This window comes from Okeania sp. (genome assembly GCF_983059655.1).
The window spans coordinates 1-21,113 of sequence record NZ_CEZPJD010000036.1; the positions used below are offsets into that span (position 1 = coordinate 1).

Below are 21,113 nucleotides of genomic sequence, written 5' to 3' on the forward strand. Positions count from 1 at the left end.
TCGTAGGGTGTCGTACTGTTCTGGTTCTAAAACCAGTGGGGGATATGGATATTTTGTCATATTATTCTCTGTACATAAATGTTTTGGGGATTTTTCCTATTGTATCATTATTTTGAGTAAATTGAGAAATGCTCACTCACTTGCTTTATTTTTGCAGGGCGATCGCTTTCAGCAAAAATATAATGCTGACTTTAGATTTATAGCAGTCGCCACTATAGTTAGGACATCCGGTAATTATGATGATTTATGACGCGAGCAAGATGCTCGCACTAATTGTCCTAACCGCCTTGGCGGTTGCTATATCAAAAATTTTTTTTAACTCTGTTCGCATTTATCAAGCATAGTGTGTTACTATGTAATCATGGGAAAAGTACGCGCAGATAGAGTCGCTTTTCAAACTATAAAAACTATGTCGAGAGCAATAATATGACAAATATATCCGTTCAACATGAACCACAACTGCCAGCAAAGGAAACTTTGCCTACCATGTACGACTTACCAAGCGAAAACCCGGAGGAGCCTGGTTTGCCAGACCAATTTCACTACTTCCAACCTCAACTTTTAGACCAAACTTTTCAACCTCGCAACTGGTCTCCCGATCTTTTGTTTTGTGGCGTTGATATGAATCTCTACTACGATGTCAAACATCCTAAATGGTACAAACGCCCAGACTGGTTTGCAGTTGTGGGAGTGCCAAGGTGGTATAAACAATCGGATATGCGCTTAAGTTATGTAGTTTGGGACGAAAAAATTAACCCGTTGGTAGTAGTCGAGTTATTATCTCCAGGTACAGAAGATGAAGACTTAGGAGAGACACTAGGAGAACCGGGAAAACCTCCGACTAAGTGGGAAGTTTACGAGAGTATTCTGAAAGTGCCTTATTATGTTACCTTCAGTCGCTATACAAATGAAATGCAGGCGTTTCATTTAGTGGGCGATCGCTACCAAAGAGCAGAGTTAAGTGAGGGACGTTTGTTGCTTCCGGAGGTAGAACTCAGTCTGGGTTTGTGGCAGGGAAGTTACAAGGAGAGAGATAGACTATGGTTGCGGTGGATGACCCCAGAAGGAGATTTGATACTGACTCCTGAAGAGAAAGCCAAACAGGAGGCAGCAGCAGCTAAAGAGGAGGCCACAGTAGCTAAAGAGGAGGCAGCAGCAGCTAAACAACAAGCTACCAATGCTGAACAGGAGGTAGCAGCAGTTAAAGAAGAGTTAGCAGCAGCCAAAAAACAAAGCGATCGCTTACTAGCGAAACTGCGAGAGTTGGGTATTATTCCTGACGATTTCAGTTAAATAGTTTTAATTTTTTGTAGGTTGGGTGAGGTAGCAACCTACTCAACCTCAAATTAGGAATATTCATTAATTGATAATTACCTCTGATTAAAACCGTTACGGAATTGAATATCAGGAAATATTATTTCTTCTCTTGGTTGATTGGATATGGCGAGGGGACCCGTTCTTGCAGACCCGCTCCGCTAACGCCATCCCTCGACCGCTTTTTTCCCCTTAAAAGGAGAGGTTTTAAACCAGCTGTGATTTCTGTTGTCGTCAAATGTTAGCGAAAGAAGGTCGTTTATCTTATGTCCATCACATCACGAAGTTTGCAAAAGCTCCTCCGGGAGAATATTTCGGGGGATAAGCCCCTTAATGTTGACCCCGAACAAGCCCAAGAACTAGCGGAAGAGTTGTTGGCCAGAGTTGAACCTCTCGCTGGCGTTAAGCGGAATGATAACTGTCATCATTATAGTCGTTTCCAAGGGGGGGCAAATGGAGACAAGACTCCCAGCAACACTCTCTGTTGTTCTATTCTGCTGGAAGAATCAAGCGATCGCTGGTATCGAGATCATACCCATTTACATTTGCTCAGGAGTCCGGAGGAACAGCTCTGGGTAGAGTTAGGCAGAGAGCGATCGCCCGCCCCCGTTTCAGACATTAGTGAAGTAGTTGCCCTAGTCCAAGGATTTTTGAAGCGGGTTGAGCAGCAAAAAGCACAAGCTGCCAAGCGCCAAAAACAGAAAGACTTGAAAGTGCAAGCTATCTTGGCTCAGGTGCGTAAAATTGCCAAGGAAGATGGATTTGACTTTGCCACCGAAGTCGATAGTATTAAGCTCAAGCTGATTATTCGTCTGTCTGACAACGACTACTTTGCTATTTTGATTCCCTTTAACCAGTTCAAGGAGGTGCTGCCCAAATTGCGCACTGCAATTCAAGCTCTCCGTGAGACTTACAACAGCGGCGTTCGCTTTAAAACCCATCTCAAGCGTGGCTATCGCCGTTCTGAATGGATTCGTCATCAGGATTTGTAGTTATATCAATGAACAATTGGATGGCTAGCGAGCGATGAAGCTTGCATTTTTAAATCACCAAGTATTAGTTGTTAATTATTAATTATTAATTGTTAAATGATTCGTATTGATGCCCGCGAACTATATCAAGTTCTGGAACTGACCCCACCGGAGCAAAATATCCTCCTGGTGGGCAAGCATGGTATTGGCAAATCAGAAATTATTAGCCATTTCTACAGTCAGCGCCATAACCTGCCCGTAATCCCCTTCTTTTTGGGTCAGATGAGCGATCCGGGGGATTTGATTGGCTTGCTCCACAAAGATGAGACAACAGGCCGTTCGGTTTTTTTACCCCCCTACTGGTGGCCTGACCCCGATCGCCCGGTGGTACTCCTCCTAGACGAGCTTAACCGCGCCCGCCCCGAAATTTTGCAGGCGGTTCAAGACCTGACTCTCAACAAAACCTTAGCGGGTAAACCCCTACCCCCTGGCAGTATTGTCATTGCTGCGGTTAATGCGGGGGAAGAATATCAACTGACGGAACTCGATCCGGCTCTGGTGTCGCGGTTCAATCTCTACGAATTTGTGCCGACGGTGGAAGATTGGCTGCTCTGGGCGGCCGGACACGATATCGATTCACGAGTGCTGACATTTATCCAACAGCATCCGGAGTATCTTGATGGTGACAACCCGGATGCGGATGCGGCGATCGCTACTGCTGGTTTGATCAAAACCCCCGATCGCCGTGCTTGGGTCAAAGTTGCGAATTTTCTGCGCAACCATACAAAGCTGGAGGAGATTCACTTCAAACTGATTGCTGGTATGGTGGGGAGTCGGGCTAGTATCGCCTTTCGCCAAAGCCTGGCTATCCAAAAGGGTCTGGGGCCAGAGCAACTCCTGTTGCAATATTCTAAGCATTCCAGACAGCTCAAAGACTTGGATATTCAGGACTTTGCCAGTTTGAACGAACGAGTCTTACTCTGGCTCAATACCGGGCATTGCCCCGAAACAAAAGCGGATAATGCCCGCAAAAATCTGTTAAAATATCTCCAGTATCTCCGTAAGGCTAAACAACAGGAGGCGATCGCCCATTTTTCCTCCCTGGTTCAAGGCCCCAAGTTTAGTGATGCTATGGGCTTTGTCGCTGAATCGATGGATCTGATTGATTTCTTGTCAGAGTATTTAGAGGCGATCGAGGTATGAACCCAAATCCTTCTCTATTCCCCAAACCCTTTTTTTGTATTAATCTTTCGTACTGAATAACTATGATTGCAACTTTAACAACACCCGTATCATTCGATGAATTTGTTGACTGGTATCCGGAAAACGCGACCTATAAATATGAACTACACAATGGAGCAATAGTAAAAATGCCTTTAGGAACAGGTGAACATTCTAGTGTTATTGGTTTTATTGCTGGCGAACTCCATTTTGAAATTCGGCGATCACAATTGCCTTGTGCAATTCCTGGCAATTGCTTGCTGAAACCGATCCATGACGAATCCGGTTACCAACCTGACATTATTGTCCTCAATAAAGCGCAACTGGCCGAGGAACCACGTTGGCAGAAAGAATCAATTATTACCAATGGAGATTCCGTGCGACTGGCGATAGAGGTTGTCAGTACAAACTGGCAAGATGATTATCTGAGGAAAGTTGGAGAATACGAACAAATGGGGATACCCGAATACTGGATTGTGGATTATCTGGGTTTAGGCGGTCGGCGGTTTATCGGCAATCCCAAACAACCGACTCTCTCTGTTTACCAACTGGTGGATGGGGAATATCAGGTAACGCTGTTTACGGGAAACCAGAGGATTGAGTCTTTGGCTTTTCCGGAATTACAACTGAGTGCCGCAGAGATTTTTGCCGCCAAAACTATTTGATAACTATTCAAATGCGATATGAGAATGAAACCGATCGCCCGTCACCGCATTGCTCGGATTGTGGAAAAGTGGCTGCTCGTTGAGCCACTGTTGTTGGCCACCTGGACGAGTCACGCCTTAATCTCTGAGCCACGCATTCAAACGATTCGCGTTCAACGGGGCAGGATTGAGTATAATCCGGAGTTTATTGAGCAGTTGAGCGATCGCCATCTGGAAGCCACCCTGCGCTTTGAAGCTCTACGGATTCTTCTGAAACACCCCTACAGTCGCCGCCAAGCTCATTCGGCGATTAGCTATGCTGCCAGCAATTTAACGCTCCAGGAATATTTGCAAACCGAGCTGCCGTTTCCTCGGGCGCGGGATGTCTTTGGAGATCGCAGCTATGACCTACAATTCTTTGAGTTTTACTACCACAAATTGCTAGAACAGTCTCCCACAAGTCTAAACTCTGGTTTGGAGGAGACAGCCTCTGGAGCGCCGGGAGAAGGAACAGGGGGAGCTGATGGCGCACCTGCATCTGGATTGTCTGGCTCTGCTCAATCTGAATCTGAACCCGGAACGGCAGGAGAAACCGAGCCAACTTCAGACTCCAACAATAGCCCCCCAGACCTCCTCTCAGTCTATACGAACCCAGACTTGAGTGGTGTTGAAAATACTAACCAGTGGGATCGAGATGAATTGTTGAGCGATCGCCTGGATGAGCTGGTGAAAATGGCTCAAGCTAATGACAGTTGGGGCAGCATTGGGGGCAAGTTGCGGGAACAGATTTTGGCGAATCTGCACCCCAAGCTCGACTATCGCGCAGTTTTGCGCAAGTTTCGCACCTCTATCCTCAGCCAACAGCGCAGGTTAACCCGGATGAAACCGAATCGTCGTTATGGGTTTGCCTATATGGGTAGTCGTCGTGACTTTACCACCCGTTTGCTGTTTGCCATTGATGTGAGTGGTTCCATGGGGACGGAGCAGCTACGGCAGGGGTTTTCGGTGGTGAATCGCTTTTTTAATTATGGTGTCCCCGCGATCGATGTGATTCAATTTGATGCTGAGATTACAACAGATGTGATGACCTTCCGTCGTGCCCAACGGGAAATTCAGTTAACGGGACGAGGTGGGACGAATTTTGACCCGGTTTTGGCGTATCTAGAGGAACATCGGGATTACGATGGTCTGATTATTTACACTGATGGTTATGCTCCTTGCCCCGCACTGCCACATAATCGGCGTACTCGTATTATGTGGTTGTTTGTGAGCGAGAGGCATTACCGGAGTTGTTATCCCAAGTTACAGCATTTGGGGCAAGGGGCTTATCTGAAAGCTAATGCTACACAATGAGAGCCTGCTAGTGTTTGACAACACTTTTCAGCGTACTGGGTTGAGGAATTGATTCTCCTTCAACCTCCCACGCTTCCAAATACATATCAATAACTTCTTCTCCATTCTGAATCGCTTCCCCACGAGTTTTCCCATGGGCGCAAGGCATAACAACGCGATCGGCGAACTCTGGAATAGTCACTAAAAAAAGCCGATCCTCCTCAGACCATTGAACGAGCATACTATATTGAATTATCTTGTTTTTCCTCCTATAGACAAAGCCTTCACGAGCAATTTGTGCTTTTAGCTCCCTAATTTTTCTTGGTATTGGTATTTACAGATCGCAAATCCTCATTTTCTTCCTTATGATAAATGTATCCTAATTGATGCTGAGATTACAACTGACGTGGTGACTTTCCGTCAGGCCCAACGGGAAGTCCAGTTAACGGAACGAGGCGGGACGAATATTGACCAGGTTTTGGCGTATCTGGAGGAACATTGGGATTATGATGGTATGATAGTTTACACTGATGGTTATGTTTCCTGCCCCGTACCGCCCCAGAATCAGCGGGCTCGTATTATTATTTGGTTGTTTGTGAGCGAGAGACATTACCGGAGTTGTGATCCCAAGCTACAGCATCTGAGGCAGGGGGCTTATCTTAAACGTTCTGCTAGAGAGATGCCAGTCATCTGAAGTTTGTATATTTATGTAACGATTGTTGGTTGTACGAGGTGCGATCAATATATGTTATAGACAACATTTTCATGAGGGTTTCAGGCGATGAAACCCCTAAGCAAATCTATTTTTCGAGGTGCCTTTAGATTAATTTGACAAGCAATGACTTTTGGGCTAGATTAGTTGTAAATAGCTTAAAACTTTTGTACAGAAATTAAACAATTACCTGTCTAAAATTGATTCATATTTAATAAAATTTATGCGAAGTGGATTTAATTGGAATAAGGAAAATATAGGTTTGGCAATCGGAGGCGCTAGTCGGAGGCGCTAGTCTGATTGTGGCTATTGTTGCTTTATTGATACCAGATATCAGATGCTCAATTCCAATTGTTAACCGATATTGTCCTAAAGAAAATTGTAAACTTTTATTCCAGCAAGGTCAAAAAATTGAATACAAATATCGTCGTGGAGATAAGGGACACATAGATTTTAGATTAGTCGAAAACTTAGATACAAACACACCTGGAATAGTAATAGGGGAAGTGTATCTTCTCGATCATTCATTGCCTGGAAACACGGATATAAACGAAGTTCTTCTACCAAAAGATGATACTCAATATTCTCGCAGTTCTCGCAATCCTGTAGATTTTCAAATACGTTATGAAAATGATAAATGGGAGTTCCATTATTACTATGACGATGATCCTTCACGATCAGAACTAGAAGGTGAAAGTGTATGCATAAGTTCTAAAAAAGCAATGGGGGTGATGAAATATCCTAATCCTAATAATAAGGAGGGTTACAGTGTAATTTTTCAGCGTATTGAAGAATAAAACCTTCGTTGTAAAATGCATATTCCTAGTAGTTAATATCGCAGGAGTATAGTTATGGAGCGAACGACAGCCCTACTACAAGCCAGAGCATTGAGTATTGACGATCGCCGGAAGGTTAGTTCAAGTCATCTGGGACAGCATCAGTGCCGAACCAGAGCAGCTAGAGCTAACAGAAGCACAGCAGCAAGAACTATCCCGTCGTCTCGCGGATCGTCAAATTAATCCTCAATCGGTGGTCTCTTGGGAGGACATTAAAGCTCAAGCACTTTTTAGAGCGGGAATACAGCAATAAGTTTGCCAATAAGCTTGCTTAAGTCTTCTCTGTCTGCGGGCAGTAAAAGTTTTCGATATAATGTTAAGTAAACATTTTTCCCTCATGCCAATTTATGAACTACCGAGACATCATTACAATTGAGCCTGAAAAACGTGGTGGTAAGCCTTGCGTCCGTGGCTTGCGTATTACAGTCTATGAAGTCCTTGAGTACCTAGCTTCCGAGATGACTGAAGCAGAAATTATCGACGATTTTCCCGATCTGACGCGAGAAGATTTAAAAGCCTGCATTGCTTATGCTGCCGATCGCGAGCGTCGGTTTATGACTGCCCCATTATCCCAATGAAATTACTTTTTGATGAGAATCTATCGGCTAAAATTAAAATATAAATATATTTTTTGGATAATATGCCATGAAGCAAGATACTGCCAGAGTTGTCCCCCGCTTAACACCACAGGAATATTTGGAATGGGAAATCCAACAACCACTACGCTACGAATATTTTAATGGGGAAGTGTTTGCGATGGCAGGGGGAACGTTGCCCCATGCAGACATTGCCCTAAATTTTGCAAGCCTGTTACGAGAACCGTTACGGGGGCGCTGCAAGGTGCGTAACTCTGATGCCAAGGTGGGCATTACTGACGAGGGACCGTTTACCTATCCAGACCTTAGTATTAGCTGCGATGAGCGCGATCGTACTGCCAGACAATTCATCCGCTATCCCTGTGTCATTATTGAGGTGCTTTCTCCGAGTACGGAGGCTTACGACCGCGGTGGTAAGTTCGCCCTATACCGTCGTCTCTCAACCCTACAAGAATATGTTTTAGTGAGTTCTGAAACCAAAACGGTTGAGATTTTTCGGCGGGATGCTGTTGGAGAGTGGCGATTCATTCCTTACAGTGAAGGTGACACGATTGAGTTGATGAGTTTGGGAATCACGTTATCGCTAAATGCTATTTATGAAGATGTTGTTTTAGAGTTGGAGGATGAAGGGAGTGAAAAAAGGTAGCACTGCTTATCAGCATAAATCTATTGGGGGGTTTGAACACATAATTGTCTTGGGAACGCTTGCTATACTTCCATCAAAATGTTTCAAATTTATCAAGAATCTTATCTAAAAAAGTTACATTCCATACCAATGATACAAACACCAAACACATTAAAAACTGCCAGAGTAAAACAATGGTGAAACCTTCAATTCTTGACCCCGCAACAAGTTACAGCTTTAGCCAATATGGCACCCTACCCTTTGACACTGCCGATATTCTAGCTGAATTCGGGGTTGCTTTCCAATCTGCTTCTCTCCAGCTCCCAGAGCAGCAGCCCCTAGACCCCACCCCACTGACCCATGAATTGGCAGAAAACTTGGCGCTAGTCGATCCCATCTCAGAAATTGCCCGTCGAGAATCGCTAATTTTTCCAGTGCTGAAAACTGTATGCAAGTTTATCCAGTCACCTCTCAAGATTGAGTATTCGATCAGAGTGAGCAACAAGTTGAAGGGAAATGTAGATTACTTCATTCCCACACCTCAAAATCTCGTGATTATTGAAGCGAAAAATGCCGATCTTGGTAAAGGATTTACCCAGCTTGCAGTGGAACTAATTGCCCTAGACCAGTGGATTGATGCCCCTGTAGACTATCTCTATGGAGCGGTAACGACAGGAGAAACCTGGAAATTTGGTCTGTTCCATCGCCAGCAAAAGTTGATTCAAAAAGACATTAATACCTACGGTGTACCCAATGACTTGGCTAAAGTTCTCGCTATTCTGTTTGGTATTACACTCCAAACACCCAGTACGAATTGACCGCTATTGAAAATAAAATAGGGGGCGCTCTCATCCCCTCTGCAATCAAAGATTTGAAGAGGGGAATTCTCACTCATTGTTAAGTTTGGGTGAAATTAGTTGGATTTTGGTCGCGCCGATCGCGCACCGGAATAGGTATTCCTTGGCGATCGCCAGATAGAGCTGCTGTAGTTTCTAATGCTTCTCTCAGTCGTTTGGCGGCATAGATGGACATATCTCTCGGTACACTAATGCGATCGCGCAGATAGCGCAGTGCTGGATCGGAAGCAGATGGTGGCGGACAGAGATCTCCTGTTATCATGTAAGTCAGAGCGCAACGCAAGGCTTCATCAAAAAGGTTATCGTCGGCTGGATTAACGCGAATGATATTATGATGATGCTTTATCACCCGGTGCAGAGCTTCTGCTCGAGACGTTTCGGGTTCTGGATACATCACATCTGGTAATCCGAACCAAGGACCGCAATCGACTCGTTTTTGATTAATCTCAGTTTGAGATTCTTGGTTAGGATAGCATCCGCCCATTTGCGGTGGTAAATCGTGGGCATGGGTATGAAAATCGCTTTGTGTCCCTCGATAGGTGGATCGGGTTTCCATAGCATCAAACCAATCAGAGAACTTTGGGTTTTCTTCCCGCAATGAATAGCCTTTGTAGTAGTAGAGGCTGGCATTCATCCGCTCGACATAGGGAGTAAAAACCACATCAACTATACCAAATTCTTCCAGAAAATAAGGTCCTGGAGTATTGGCCAGAGCAGCTTCAACTTGAGTCACAATGGTGGTAAATTGATCTCGACTGCGTTGTTCGTCCCTTTGCGATCGCGTGGGGTAGCACAACCAAGTGCACCAGCCACGAAAGAGTAGGCGTTCTAGCTGGCGCAGAGGCAGCGCTCGGCGATCGCCCATTCCTACTTGATTTAATGGGCCAAATGCGTCTTCTAATGCTAATAAGATATCATCACTTTCTGTAATTAACTGACCGTCAAGTTCTAGTGCAGGAAGCATTCCCGATCGCACTTTTTGCTTATACCACTTTTCTTTCGTTCCATAACAGAACATAGTGACCTTCTCTATACGGTACGGAATCTGCTTTTCCTCTAACCACAGCCATACTTTTTGGCAATAAGGACACCAAGCATGATGATCGCGATAAAGAGTAACTCGCACATCTGATTCGGCTTGTCCAAACAGCCGCAATCTCGCTTGGGAATTGGTTGGTCCGTTAATGGTATCTCGCTCAAATGTGGCGAGTTGTTGTAGTTCTTTCCAACTCAAAGGCAAAGATTTTGTCGTTTTCATAAATTACTCCAGAAAAGAGAAAAGAATGTTCAATTTTATCACAACTTCATTTCTCCGACTCGGAGTCTGACGGTGAGCAGCCGACTGAGAGAAGCATTAGAAACCACGGCAGCTCTATCTGGCGATCGCTAAGGAATACCCATTCCGGTGCGCGATAAGCGCGATCTCCAGCTAATTTTACAAAGAAGCAAGAAGTTAGGACCGAAGATAGAAGTTGGTATGAGTATAATTAGGGTTTGCTGAAAAAGTCTTTTTTAAGGAGTAGGGGAGCGGGGGAGTAGGAGAGCGGGGGAGTAGGGGAGTAGGCAGTAGGGGAATAATTTTTTTTGCCCTACTATGCGCCAGAAATGCGCTCCTTTTTGAGCATAAAGAGCTGAAAACCAGGTACTTTTTCAATATCTAAAAAGGCTAAAACCAATATCAATCAATGCTTTAAGATTTATTCAGCAAGCCCTAATTAAAAACTTTATTTGTGGGTATAAAGCCCACTTAAAACAAATATGTATTCCAAGACACGTAGTGCGATGGAATACTGCGTCCTTGTTTTCAATCCCACGTTTTTAAACGTGGGTTCTTCTTCTTTCTTCCTTCTTCCCTCTTTCTTCGTGAAAGGTCTCTCCTATCGATCTACGTCACTAGTGGTCTGTCAAGTTTGAATTGATGGGTATTTCCAAATTGAAAAACTTATCAATCAAGACTTTTGAGAATTCATCACCCATCAAAATAGGTTTGACAGACCACTAGCTTACAAAGCAATGCCAACCAAACCACTGTTACGGGTGTTATCGTTGGTCAAAAAAACAGATCGAGTCCCTAAGCAGATCGTTTAGCCTGGAGATTGGAAATTGGACTGCTGGGATAATATCTTCATTCGCTGACGGCGGCGACGTTCCCAAATTTTTGGAATCACTTTCATATAACGTTTGAAATCACTCCATTCTTGGGGACTTAGCTCGATTTGCTGCCAAGTGCGTCGTGCCAGTAATCGTTCAGACCAAAGACTCAATTTGGGATAGTGGGTTAAATTAACCCCAATCTCCTGGACTCGATAAACTAATGTTCCAGCAACTATTTCCGCCATAGTCAGTTGTTCGCCAGCAAAGTAGGAAGACTCCCCCAACAGGGACTCAAAGAAATTCAACGTATTGATTATCCTGAGTCGAGCATACTCTATATCTGCTAATTCCTCATTTGATTTTCCGTCCAAAGCGAGTAGCTTGAACATTTGAGGAAAGAGTTCATTGAACGTAACGAGTTGTACCATGCGAACCTTGGCCAAAGATTTTGCATCTTTAGGAAGAAGTGGCGGATAGGGATATTGCAATTCTAGGTAATCTAGAATTGCCAAGTGTTCAATGACTCGTACATCTCCATCAACTAAGACCGGAACATGGCTAAAGGGATTAAGGGCAAGGAATTCAGGGGAAAATTGCTCGCCTTTTAAATCAACCGGAATTAACTGGAAAGAAAGTTGCTTTTCCAGCAAGGCTAACCATACAGGACGGGCATAACCGGAAGGCCTAGCATAGTAGAGTTTTAGCATGGGATTTTCCTCTCAAAGAATTATGTTAACATAAAAAAAACCGATCGGTCTTTTTTTAGCTAAAAAAATTTATATAGGTGCTGCTAGATCACGATGAACAAAAGTTTTGAGATGACTTAATGCTTGTTGCAAATAACAAGAATCACCATAGAGTTTGGTTAACATCAGGCCACCTTCAATGGTTGCAATCAAAATTGTCGCTACACTAGCAGGATCGACTGTGGAGTGCAATTCACCCCGCCTAATCCCTTGATCGACAATATGTTGAATCAACATACGCCACCTGTCCATCGCCTGTTGCGCTTGGTTACGCAAGGCTGGATGAGTGTCATCACTCTCTACAGCTGTATTGAGAATTGGGCAACCACCCTGAAGCAGTGGATCGTCTGGATCTTCCAAAATATGCTCATAGAGACTGAGGATAGCCATCAATCGATCCACCGCATGACGTTTTCCTTTCAAAGCAGCCATCAACTTCTGTTCTATGTGATTAACTGCAAAGTCAAATGCTTTCAGAGCTATCTCATCCTTGCCACAGAAATGATTATAAATACCACCTTTCTGTAAGCCTGTAACATTCATCAGATCGGACATTGAAGACCCCGCATAACCCTTATGGTTAAACAGAGCCGCCGCTTGCTTGATAATGTGAGCTTTAGTCTCTTGAGCTTTTGACATCAATTTGAAGACCGATTGGTTTCTTTAAAGTTTAGCAAGACAAACTAAATAACGCAAGGTGCAATAGTTAGAGTGCTTTGTGCTGTAATATTATAAGGTTTAAATGGGCTGGCCTGAGTTCAATAGCGCAAGTGACATTAGCTCTATTTCAGGTTTTTCATATGTTCAAGCCATCAAGTATTCTATTTCAACCCTTGATTGTCTGGCGAGTGATTCAACAATCGTTTTTCAATTGAACCTTTAATATAGGCCCCCTGTCCCAGATGCTGTAGCTTAGGATAACAACTCTGGTAATGCGCCTCGCTCACAAACAACCACAGAATCTCTACTCAACCTCAAATAGTGAATTATATCATGTCCGGATAAGAACGCTCTGGAAAAAACTTATCCTCTTGCTTAAACAGTAAATCTTTCTATTTTCCCACTCCCCACTCCCCTACTCAAAAAAACATGGTATTAATTCTTATCCTCAAATCCTGCCACTTCAGATAAAGTATAAAGAGGTCTACCTTTTACTTCTTCATAAATACGTCCGATATATTCTCCTAAAATTCCAATACTTACTAATTGTACTGCTCCTAAAAAGAAAATTGCCATTATAATTGTTGCCAAACCAGTTAATGGTGAATCTGGATAAAAAATCCGCCAATATAAAACTAAACAAGCCATCAATAAAGCAATACAAGCAGCAAATAATCCTACATAAGTAGACAGTCGTAAAGGTACTTTAGAAAAAGAGACTAAACCATTAATTGCTAAAGTTAAAGACTTGGCAAAAGTATATTGAATATCACCAGCAAAACGAGGTTCGCGCTCAAATTTAATTGCTGTTTGTTTAAAACCAACCCATGCTCTTAAACCTCGAATATAACGATTAGTTTCTGGCATTTTATTTAACACATCTACGACACATCTATCCATTAAACAAAAATCTCCTGTATCAATGGGAATTTCTACATCTGCTAAATGTTTTAAAATCCGATAATAGAGAAAAGCAGGAAACCTTTTTAACCAACTTTCTTGATGTCTTTTTGTACGTTGAGCATAGACAACTTGATAACCCTGTCGCCACTTTTCAATTAAGTCTAGAATTAATTCTGGTGGGTCTTGCAAATCTCCATCTAAAACTATAATAGCTTTCCCCCTAGCAAAATTTAAACCAGCAGTAACAGCAATTTGATGTCCGAAATTACGGGCAAAACTTAAGTAACAAATTCGAGAGTCTTGTTGATGTAATTCTCGGAGTATTTGTAGAGAGCGATCGCGACTTCCATCATTAATTAAAATTAATTCTACATCTCCATCCATTCTATTGAGAATGGCACTCATACGCCGATATAATTCTGGGAGATTTTTCTCTTCATTATAAATAGGAATTACTATAGAATATTTCATAGAAGAAGAAAGAAGGAAGGAGGAAAGGGGAAGGGGGAAGAAGGAAAAAGGAAGAAGGAAGAAATTATTATTTCCTATTAAATTTTCCATAAATCATATCAACTTTTTCGAGCTACTCCTGTAGAGATGTTTTATAAAACATACAGTGTATTTCATATTATTATACCAGTCGCGGGCAATATCCTGCACTTGCATTCACTTTACCATTTATATTTATTTGTACCTCATCTATCTGCAATCTGCTGTATCTACATTTCAGAAATTGCTTGAATAATCTTAAAGTAAAACATAATCAGGACTTATATCATGTCCGGTTGAACAGTTATAAATAAACGACGAAGGAGTCAGGAGACAGGAGACAGGAGACAGCAGGGTAGAAAGAATGAAGAAGGAGAAAATTTTTTGATCGCGCTCTTATCCGGACATGATATTACGCAAAGACACTAAATCCAATCAGGGCGAATGCCATTTGCTAACGCAAAGCTCCGAAGATCGCCCCTACAGATGGTGGTTTAAAAGTCAATTTGCGTAATTTTTGACTAAGAAATAATATAATACCACTGAATGAATTGATGGAAAATATGATAAGCTAAGAATCGTTTAGATGCCCTATTCCCTATTCCCTATTCCCTATTCCCTATTCCCTATTCCCTGTTCCCTATTCCCTTTGACAAAACTTTAGATATATGGTTTCAATGCAAAACAGCTTATCAAATAATTTATGGAAAATAAATCAACAATTAGCAACAGTCTGTTTATCCCATCCTTTTGTGCAAGGAATTGCTGACGGTACACTGCCTCATAAAAGTTTTGCCTATTATGTGGGGCAAGATGCTTTTTTCCTCAGAGCATTTGCCCGTGCTTACAGTATTGCTGCAGCTAAGTCCCCAGACTGGAAAATATTTGACCTGTTTCATACTCTCGCAGGTGGGGTAAAAGAGGAATTGCAACTTCATCAAAACTATGCTGCAAAATGGGGAGTAAACCTAGAAACTATTACGCCAGGATTTTCTACACGGCGTTACACAGATTTTCTGCTGGCAACAGCTTGGAGTAATAATATTGGAGCGATCGCCGCAGCAATGACTCCTTGTATGCGACTTTATGCTTTTTTGGGACAACAGTTAGCTACACCAGAAATCCCAGAGCATCAATATTTTGAATGGATTCGTACTTACAGCAGTCAGGATTTTGAACATTTGACACAAAAGCTGGAGAAAGTGATAGACACTTATACAGATAATATTCAAGAAGCAGAATCAACCTACTGTTATGCCATGTTGTGCGAACAAGATTTCTTTCAGGCAGCTTGGGAAATGGCAGGTGTCAACAGAGCAGGGGAGTGGGGGAGTAGGGGAGTAGGGGAGTAGGGGAGTGGGGGAGTAGGGGAGTGGGGGAAAATTACTTAAGTTAACTCGACTAGAAGTTACATATTTTTGATTTTTGAGTTTTAAACACTAATTTTAACTAAGACGTTATAGTTTTGATTAACTAGATTTCTATCCTTAATTTGAAATCCGATTATACAGTTGTTGCATTCTATACTTTCCATTCAATGCAGGCATAAAATGCCGGAATATATCTAGATAATTCCCACTCTCATCCTTCCTTTCTCCTGACTCCTTCTTCAAATTAATTTCTATAGCAAGAAACGGGTTGGTGTTTGACTTATTTTGATTATGAACCGTAAGACAGAGAAATGCTTTTCCCACTGTTGTCTGTTGCCTGTTGCCTGTTGCCTGTTGCCTGTTAAACTAACGTCCCAACTTATTCGGAATACCTTCACAACCACCAGGTATTTTTCTCCTACTTTTTTCCCCACACCAGGCACAACAATAATAACGTTGTTCGTCAGATAACCGCTTGACTCCATTAAAGTCAACATTTTCTACCACTGCACCAGTACAAACACCTGTTTGATAGTCAGGTACATTAGTACGACTTCTAGGAGTAGCAGTTTCCGCACTGCCATAGAAAAATCTCGCTCCCCTCAAGTCAGCACCTACCAAACTTGCTTCATACAAAATAGTACGAGAAAAATTAGCTTTTACTAAGTCACAATAACTAAGATTAGCTCTAACAAGATTAGCATCACTTAATTCTGTCCACCGCAAATCTGTTTTTGTCAGGTCAGCTCCTGCTAACATTACTCCTAAGTCAATCACGCGAATACCATATTCCCTATCTTCTGCATAACCTCCATTACCATCTAAAATAGGCCGACCAAGTTGACGATCGCGCTTAATTGGTGTTATTAGTCTAGACTGAGATAAAAATCTGAGAATTTTAGCTTTACCTTCTCCATCTACACTCTTAATAATAGCTGCTGTACGTCCTTCAGCGATCGCTCTTTCCTGTGGCCAATCTTCCAATAAACCTTTTTCATCCATTGCTAGATCGGAAACTCCTTGAAAGTAAGCATCAATGGTTTGTTGTTGAGTAATGCGGTTTTGCTGAATGGTCAAATCTTTGGAAATAACATATTGTCGCCAAGCTACATATACAGCAATAATTGCTATTAAGATTTGGCCCAAGGCTCCGATGAGTTCGCCGACGGCCCCAATAGCGTCCCAGTTAATCTGAATATTACGAGTACCTGGTTCTTGGTTTGCTCCACTTAACATCAGTAAGCCAACTATAGCAGCCAAGATACCAAAGCAAGCAATAATCAGATTACGCCAAACTGGAGGAATGAGGGTTTTCCAGACTTTACCCCAACTTGGCCAAATCATTCTGATGGAAGCTACCATTACCACAACTGCACTGCTATAACCAAGCAGTACATTATCTATGGCTAACCCCAGAATCATTAACGCAATTGCTGCTAGGGAGACAATGGACGCAATTCTATTCTTTGGCCCTTGATCTCCTTGATTGTTCGCCAAACCATTGAGCTGGGTGGGAGAGGCAGGTAGCATTTGTTCTATTTCTTTGTCTATTAAGTTTAATTGCTCTATTGATGTTTTTACAGGGGCGATCGCTGTTTTTGTGCCGTTAGAATTTTCTGAAGTAGGACTGGTGTTTGGAGAGTCAGTTGGAGAAGAGTTTGAATCATTATTCATAGAATTTTTAATTTTGATTTTTTTGACAGATAATTAATTTGTTAAGTTTTTGTAATATCTATAAAAAGCTGGAAAGATGAGGAAAGAAAAGTTCTATCAATAATTTTACGGGTAAGTTTAGCTAGAGGTTAGGTTTTAGATCAATTATATTGGGACTAAACTTGCCAAGACATTAGAAGTCAAAAGCGAGTGTGTAATTCTGAGGTCCCCTCAGAATGTAAGACACACTCAAGACAGTCAAACATTAAAAGTCAAAAGCAAAAAAATATTAACTTAGGACTCAGGGGGGTTTGCTGTTTAATCCTGTGGTGGTCGATCCACTTGTGTTCAACTAAGCTTTCAGGTTTTAGTTGAGCTGTTTTGATTAATTTATATAAGGACTTCGACTTTGAGTTGGATGCGATAAGTTAGCTTGACTATTCATGGCTCAGAGGCCGTGTATTTTCTATTAGGATAGATAGAAAGAGGTTCAATTAAAGTACCTTTGTTTAAAATTTAGCCATTTTTTGTAAGTGTAAAATTATGACAACTTCTGAAATTCTAGTTAAGAAGGAAAAATTAGAGAACCCACCTTTGGAAATCAATTATTTGGGCGATCGCTCTTTGCGTCAGTCGGCGAAGCGTGTGACTAAGGTAGATGATGATATTCGGAAACTGATACGAGAAATGCTCCAAACTATGTATAGTGCTGATGGTATTGGTCTAGCTGCACCCCAGGTAGCTGTCCAAAAACAAGTAATTGTTATAGACTGCGAGTTAGATAATCCTGCTACGCCCCCTCTAGTTTTGATTAATCCTACGATTAAAAGATATGGCAAAGAAGTTTGTCTTTTCCAAGAAGGATGTCTGAGTATTCCTGGGGTTTATTTAGATGTTAAACGTCCTGAAATAATTGAAGTTGCCTACAAGGACGAAAATGGTCGTCCGAAAACTCTTCAGGCTAAAGAATTATTATCTAGAGCAATTCAGCATGAAATGGACCATCTTCAAGGGGTGCTATTTGTAGACCGAGTGGAAAATAAATTGGCACTGAATGAAGAGTTGACTAAGCATAAGTTCTCTCCTAAAGCTGTTAAATCTGTTGCTTAAAGTATCGCAAAATTAATAGAAATCTCGAAGTAGGGAGTAGGGAGTAGAGGGAAATAATTGATGATTTATGTATGTTCATTAATGGATAATGGATAATTGATAATTGATAATTATCTCTCCTTAAAAGGTAGAGGATTGACAAATAAGGAAAAAATTTATTCTCTTGCTCGATTGGATATGGCGCAGGTTTCCTCGCCATCCCACCCAACGGGTGCGCTCCGTTTTTTCCTAGGTCATGCTTCCCTACGGGATGCTACGCAAACGCAAACATATCGCGGAGCGTTAATGTAGTTATGTGCCAGCAAAACGACTGCTTTTTTCCCCTTGAAAGGGGAGGCTTTTAACCCAAATTGTTTAATTATTTAATTATTTAATTATTAATTTTTCGGTAATTGATTTTATAGCAAGGAACGAGTTGGTTAGGACTTATGTTGATGATGAATCTTAGACAGAGAAAGTCTTTTCCCACTGTTCCCTATTGTTTGTTCCCTGTTTCCCTGTTTCCTGCTATATTTTTAATTTTTGGAGATTTACAAATACAAAAGCAATAGTCCAGAAGTTTAAGATTTATTAGTTCTTAACTTTAGTGCTTATCATAAAAAATTAAAACAGTCAATATTTTTGGAGAAGAAAGTATGGTAGGAACTCCTAAATCAACATTGCTTTTGGGTGGGTGTTGTATAGCAGCGATCGCAGCAGTTGGTTCCATTTTTGAGTTGTCCTCTGGGGAACCAGAATTAGGTGGTTTAGTAACAGGAATAATTTTGAGTTTGAGCATTCCTCTGGCCAGCTTACTTTTTTATTTAGCAATTCAAGACGCTAAGGCAAATCAGTAGAAATTAAAGAAGCGGCCAGCACTCAGCAAGATTATTTTTTTGAACGTGCCAGAAGGGGATACAGAACCCCTCCTAAAATTAAACTTAGAAGCCGGGGATTTAAACCCAAGCTTTTAGTACACTGAAAGCTTTTTGCGGAGCATTCCGGTACGTAAAATACCAATTGCTAGTTAAGCAATGAACAATGAATCATTTTAAATTGACCATTAATTGTTTATTGCTTATCAATGAACGAAGGCAGCGGAAGCTAAGGGTAGAAAAAACAATTCCCTTCTGCCTCACAGGAGTCAGCATTCCGCAAGCGAGCTGTCGGCGGCCCGGGGTCTGACCGCTTCTGCCTCCTGCCTCCTGCCTTTCCTAATAATTATTTTGACTAAAAATTTTAAAGATATCTAAAAAATGGCATTTCTGCGACAACTGTCTACAAGAGGGATATATGAGGAAAAACTCATAAAAGAGCATCTATCTGAGACAGAGGAGGTAGTGCTAGGACGCGATCCCAGGTGTCAAATTGTTCTAGAGACAAAATATTATAGAACGGTTTCTCGCCGTCATGCGCTAATTCGTATTCAGAATAAACAGACCAACACTACTGGCTTCGTATGGGAAATCTGCGACCTCAATAGTTCTAATGGTACTTATATTAATGGACGAAGGATACAGGGAAGTCAAATTTTACAGGTGGGCGATCGTATTAGTCTGGGCTACAAAGGGCCGGAATTTATTTTCGATAATTTATCCCACCAAAAACCAACCTCTTTAGTATCACCACCAGTCAACCCTACTTCACTTCCTGTTAATTCTGTTGATAGTGTTGATAGTGCTGGAGATGTTGGAGATACTGATTCGATAACTTTAACCCAGTTATTTCCTATTGCCTCTACGGGAAAGCAATTAGCTAAAAAAGCTTATCTTTATCCAGGTATGATCACTATATTTTTTGTGATTTTAATGTTTTTAACAGTGGGTAAAGCAATAGCTTTCAATTTTTTATTAGCAGCTTATATTGCTAGTGCAGCTTATTATTTTGTTTATCAACTTTGTGGGAAAGAAAAACCTTGGTGGGTATTATTCGGAGCATCTTTAACTACTGTATTAATTTTATTAAGTCCAATTTTGACTTTGTTTATTGGAGTCTTTCGTTTGATACTTCCTGGTGATATATCAGTAAATCCTCAGCAAGTTGGATTTCTTGATTTCCTAATTAGAATGTTTTTTGGCGCGGGATTAATGGAAGAGTTGTTAAAAGCATTACCCGTTTTTTTAGTACTATTTATAGGTCGTAATTTACCTTCTCCCTGGGGAAATAAAATTGGTGTTTGGGAACCTTTAGATGGAATTTTATTAGGAACAGCTTCTGCAGTAGGATTTACTTTATTAGAAACTCTAGGACAATATGTTCCGAGTATTGTAGATAGTGCTAGTTTACAATTGGGAGTAGATGCGGGTCAATTGGTAGGATTACAATTGTTAATTCCCAGAATTTTAGGTTCAGTAGCTGGACACATGGCTTATAGTGGTTATTTTGGTTATTTTATCGGATTAAGTGTTTTAAAGCGTCGTAATAGTTGGTTGATTTTAGGCGTTGGTTATTTGACTGCATCTATTCTTCATGCTTTATGGAATGCTTCTGGAGTTTTAAATATATTTCTTTTGGCATTTGTGGGAGTGATTTCTTATGCTTTTTTGGGGGCGGCTATTTTAAAAGCTAGGGTACTTTCTCCTACAAGGAATGAAAATTTTGCTACTCAGGTTTTAATGAAGTAAAATTTAATTTAATTAATTGAAGAAGGAAGAAGAGGAAAGAAGGAAGAAGAGGGTAAGGACTCAAACCCCAACCAATTGTCAACATAATGTAGACGGCGGGGTATTAAACCCAAAAGAAAAAGATAAAGTTACAAAATTTAGAAAAACCTCTACATCTATAATGTTTATCTTTTCGGGAAGGGAGTAATAGGAGTGAGATGTTTGAATTTGCAAATCATTTACCTATTTTCGGGGTAAATTTTCTATATAAGTATAGTGCTATAGTTTTTTTCCCTAAGTTTGGAAAGACTCTTGTGAGAATAGAAAGCTTTTCAAGGCACTATTATCTTTTCGGGAAGGGAGTAATAGGAGTGAGATGTTTGAATTTGCAAATCATT

General features: G+C 41.4%; 21 protein-coding genes. 15 read left to right on the top strand and 6 right to left on the bottom strand.

Translation table 11 applies throughout. The features are described from left to right. From AC3DU7_RS04150 to AC3DU7_RS04175, 6 genes are all read left to right on the top strand, one after another. The coding region (locus tag AC3DU7_RS04150; RefSeq protein ID WP_488038095.1) for a hypothetical protein at positions 1–250 on the top strand (250 nt) is incomplete at its 5' end. Between the two features lie 176 nt (positions 251–426). After that, a complete protein-coding gene (locus tag AC3DU7_RS04155) occupies positions 427–1,293 on the top strand; it encodes a Uma2 family endonuclease (protein WP_488038096.1) in 867 nt (288 codons plus the stop codon). Between the two features lie 287 nt (positions 1,294–1,580). Then, positions 1,581–2,306: a hypothetical protein gene (locus tag AC3DU7_RS04160; RefSeq protein ID WP_488038097.1), complete on the top strand. Its 726-nt coding sequence runs from the start codon at positions 1,581–1,583 to the stop codon at positions 2,304–2,306. Between the two features lie 96 nt (positions 2,307–2,402). After that, complete coding sequence (locus AC3DU7_RS04165; protein ID WP_488038098.1) at positions 2,403–3,488, top strand: AAA family ATPase; 1,086 nt, start codon at positions 2,403–2,405, stop codon at positions 3,486–3,488. 62 nt (positions 3,489–3,550) lie between these two features. Next, positions 3,551–4,171 carry a Uma2 family endonuclease gene (locus tag AC3DU7_RS04170; RefSeq protein ID WP_488038099.1) on the top strand — a complete coding sequence of 207 codons (621 nt, stop codon included), beginning with the start codon at positions 3,551–3,553 and terminating at the stop codon, positions 4,169–4,171. 93 nt (positions 4,172–4,264) lie between these two features. Beyond that, positions 4,265–5,503 carry a DUF2201 family putative metallopeptidase gene (locus AC3DU7_RS04175; protein ID WP_488038100.1) on the top strand — a complete coding sequence of 413 codons (1,239 nt, stop codon included), beginning with the start codon at positions 4,265–4,267 and terminating at the stop codon, positions 5,501–5,503. Between the two features lie 7 nt (positions 5,504–5,510). Here AC3DU7_RS04175 and AC3DU7_RS04180 read toward each other — a convergent pair whose 3' ends face one another. Then, entirely contained in the window at positions 5,511–5,723 is a 213-nt protein-coding gene (locus AC3DU7_RS04180) for a type II toxin-antitoxin system HicB family antitoxin (RefSeq protein ID WP_488038101.1), read from the bottom strand. Between the two features lie 773 nt (positions 5,724–6,496). Between AC3DU7_RS04180 and AC3DU7_RS04185 the strand changes: the two genes are divergently transcribed. From AC3DU7_RS04185 to AC3DU7_RS04205, 5 genes are all read left to right on the top strand, one after another. Beyond that, a complete protein-coding gene (locus tag AC3DU7_RS04185; RefSeq protein ID WP_488038102.1) occupies positions 6,497–6,991 on the top strand; it encodes a hypothetical protein in 495 nt (164 codons plus the stop codon). 97 nt (positions 6,992–7,088) lie between these two features. Continuing rightward, positions 7,089–7,283 carry an addiction module protein gene (locus AC3DU7_RS04190; RefSeq protein ID WP_488038103.1) on the top strand — a complete coding sequence of 65 codons (195 nt, stop codon included), beginning with the start codon at positions 7,089–7,091 and terminating at the stop codon, positions 7,281–7,283. Positions 7,284–7,377: 94 nt separating this feature from the next. Continuing rightward, positions 7,378–7,608 (top strand): DUF433 domain-containing protein, encoded by a 231-nt coding sequence (locus tag AC3DU7_RS04195; protein ID WP_488038104.1) that lies wholly within the window; start codon positions 7,378–7,380, stop codon positions 7,606–7,608. Positions 7,609–7,675: 67 nt separating this feature from the next. Continuing rightward, positions 7,676–8,272, top strand: coding sequence for a Uma2 family endonuclease (locus tag AC3DU7_RS04200; protein ID WP_488038105.1), 597 nt, complete (start codon positions 7,676–7,678; stop codon positions 8,270–8,272). Between the two features lie 44 nt (positions 8,273–8,316). After that, positions 8,317–9,069: a hypothetical protein gene (locus AC3DU7_RS04205; RefSeq protein WP_488038106.1), complete on the top strand. Its 753-nt coding sequence runs from the start codon at positions 8,317–8,319 to the stop codon at positions 9,067–9,069. Positions 9,070–9,148: 79 nt separating this feature from the next. Here AC3DU7_RS04205 and AC3DU7_RS04210 read toward each other — a convergent pair whose 3' ends face one another. From AC3DU7_RS04210 to AC3DU7_RS04225, 4 genes are all read right to left on the bottom strand, one after another. Continuing rightward, on the bottom strand, positions 9,149–10,366 hold the full coding sequence (locus AC3DU7_RS04210; protein WP_488038107.1) for a glutathione S-transferase family protein: 1,218 nt from the start codon (positions 10,364–10,366) through the stop codon (positions 9,149–9,151). An 826-nt stretch (positions 10,367–11,192) separates the two neighbouring features. Beyond that, the gene (locus AC3DU7_RS04215) at positions 11,193–11,909 is read right to left on the bottom strand and encodes a glutathione S-transferase family protein (RefSeq protein ID WP_488038108.1); all 717 of its coding nucleotides are present in this window, start codon (positions 11,907–11,909) and stop codon (positions 11,193–11,195) included. 69 nt (positions 11,910–11,978) lie between these two features. Then, positions 11,979–12,587: a TetR family transcriptional regulator C-terminal domain-containing protein gene (locus AC3DU7_RS04220; protein ID WP_488038109.1), complete on the bottom strand. Its 609-nt coding sequence runs from the start codon at positions 12,585–12,587 to the stop codon at positions 11,979–11,981. Positions 12,588–13,043: 456 nt separating this feature from the next. Further along, complete coding sequence (locus AC3DU7_RS04225; RefSeq protein WP_488038110.1) at positions 13,044–13,982, bottom strand: glycosyltransferase family 2 protein; 939 nt, start codon at positions 13,980–13,982, stop codon at positions 13,044–13,046. A 686-nt stretch (positions 13,983–14,668) separates the two neighbouring features. On the opposite strand from AC3DU7_RS04225, the gene AC3DU7_RS04230 reads away from it, so the two are divergent. Beyond that, entirely contained in the window at positions 14,669–15,352 is a 684-nt protein-coding gene (locus AC3DU7_RS04230; protein ID WP_488038111.1) for a TenA family protein, read from the top strand. Positions 15,353–15,736: 384 nt separating this feature from the next. Here AC3DU7_RS04230 and AC3DU7_RS04235 read toward each other — a convergent pair whose 3' ends face one another. After that, positions 15,737–17,044: a pentapeptide repeat-containing protein gene (locus AC3DU7_RS04235; RefSeq protein WP_488038112.1), complete on the bottom strand. Its 1,308-nt coding sequence runs from the start codon at positions 17,042–17,044 to the stop codon at positions 15,737–15,739. Between the two features lie 522 nt (positions 17,045–17,566). On the opposite strand from AC3DU7_RS04235, the gene def reads away from it, so the two are divergent. The 3 genes from def to AC3DU7_RS04250 all read left to right on the top strand — a co-directional run bounded on the left by def (position 17,567) and on the right by AC3DU7_RS04250 (position 20,736). Further along, a complete protein-coding gene (def, locus tag AC3DU7_RS04240) occupies positions 17,567–18,133 on the top strand; it encodes a peptide deformylase (protein ID WP_488038113.1) in 567 nt (188 codons plus the stop codon). Positions 18,134–18,768: 635 nt separating this feature from the next. Beyond that, entirely contained in the window at positions 18,769–18,969 is a 201-nt protein-coding gene (locus AC3DU7_RS04245) for a hypothetical protein (RefSeq protein ID WP_488038114.1), read from the top strand. Between the two features lie 399 nt (positions 18,970–19,368). Beyond that, positions 19,369–20,736, top strand: a complete 1,368-nt coding sequence (locus AC3DU7_RS04250) for a PrsW family glutamic-type intramembrane protease (protein WP_488038115.1) — start codon at positions 19,369–19,371, stop codon at positions 20,734–20,736. Positions 20,737–21,113 lie beyond the last annotated feature (377 nt).

Excerpts from the sequence above, each read along its gene's own strand:
- AC3DU7_RS04165 (WP_488038098.1), top strand. The coding sequence starts at position 2,403 with ATGATTCGTATTGATGCCCGCGAACTATATCAAGTTCTGGAACTGACC.
- AC3DU7_RS04220 (WP_488038109.1), bottom strand. The coding sequence starts at position 12,587 with ATGTCAAAAGCTCAAGAGACTAAAGCTCACATTATCAAGCAAGCGGCG.
- AC3DU7_RS04170 (WP_488038099.1), top strand. The coding sequence starts at position 3,551 with ATGATTGCAACTTTAACAACACCCGTATCATTCGATGAATTTGTTGAC.
- AC3DU7_RS04215 (WP_488038108.1), bottom strand. The coding sequence starts at position 11,909 with ATGCTAAAACTCTACTATGCTAGGCCTTCCGGTTATGCCCGTCCTGTA.
- AC3DU7_RS04200 (WP_488038105.1), top strand. The coding sequence starts at position 7,676 with ATGAAGCAAGATACTGCCAGAGTTGTCCCCCGCTTAACACCACAGGAA.
- AC3DU7_RS04195 (WP_488038104.1), top strand. The coding sequence starts at position 7,378 with ATGAACTACCGAGACATCATTACAATTGAGCCTGAAAAACGTGGTGGT.
- def (WP_488038113.1), top strand. The coding sequence starts at position 17,567 with ATGACAACTTCTGAAATTCTAGTTAAGAAGGAAAAATTAGAGAACCCA.
- AC3DU7_RS04225 (WP_488038110.1), bottom strand. The coding sequence starts at position 13,982 with ATGAAATATTCTATAGTAATTCCTATTTATAATGAAGAGAAAAATCTC.
- AC3DU7_RS04230 (WP_488038111.1), top strand. The coding sequence starts at position 14,669 with ATGGTTTCAATGCAAAACAGCTTATCAAATAATTTATGGAAAATAAAT.
- AC3DU7_RS04235 (WP_488038112.1), bottom strand. The coding sequence starts at position 17,044 with ATGAATAATGATTCAAACTCTTCTCCAACTGACTCTCCAAACACCAGT.
- AC3DU7_RS04155 (WP_488038096.1), top strand. The coding sequence starts at position 427 with ATGACAAATATATCCGTTCAACATGAACCACAACTGCCAGCAAAGGAA.
- AC3DU7_RS04250 (WP_488038115.1), top strand. The coding sequence starts at position 19,369 with ATGGCATTTCTGCGACAACTGTCTACAAGAGGGATATATGAGGAAAAA.
- AC3DU7_RS04180 (WP_488038101.1), bottom strand. The coding sequence starts at position 5,723 with ATGCTCGTTCAATGGTCTGAGGAGGATCGGCTTTTTTTAGTGACTATT.
- AC3DU7_RS04210 (WP_488038107.1), bottom strand. The coding sequence starts at position 10,366 with ATGAAAACGACAAAATCTTTGCCTTTGAGTTGGAAAGAACTACAACAA.
- AC3DU7_RS04160 (WP_488038097.1), top strand. The coding sequence starts at position 1,581 with ATGTCCATCACATCACGAAGTTTGCAAAAGCTCCTCCGGGAGAATATT.
- AC3DU7_RS04245 (WP_488038114.1), top strand. The coding sequence starts at position 18,769 with ATGGTAGGAACTCCTAAATCAACATTGCTTTTGGGTGGGTGTTGTATA.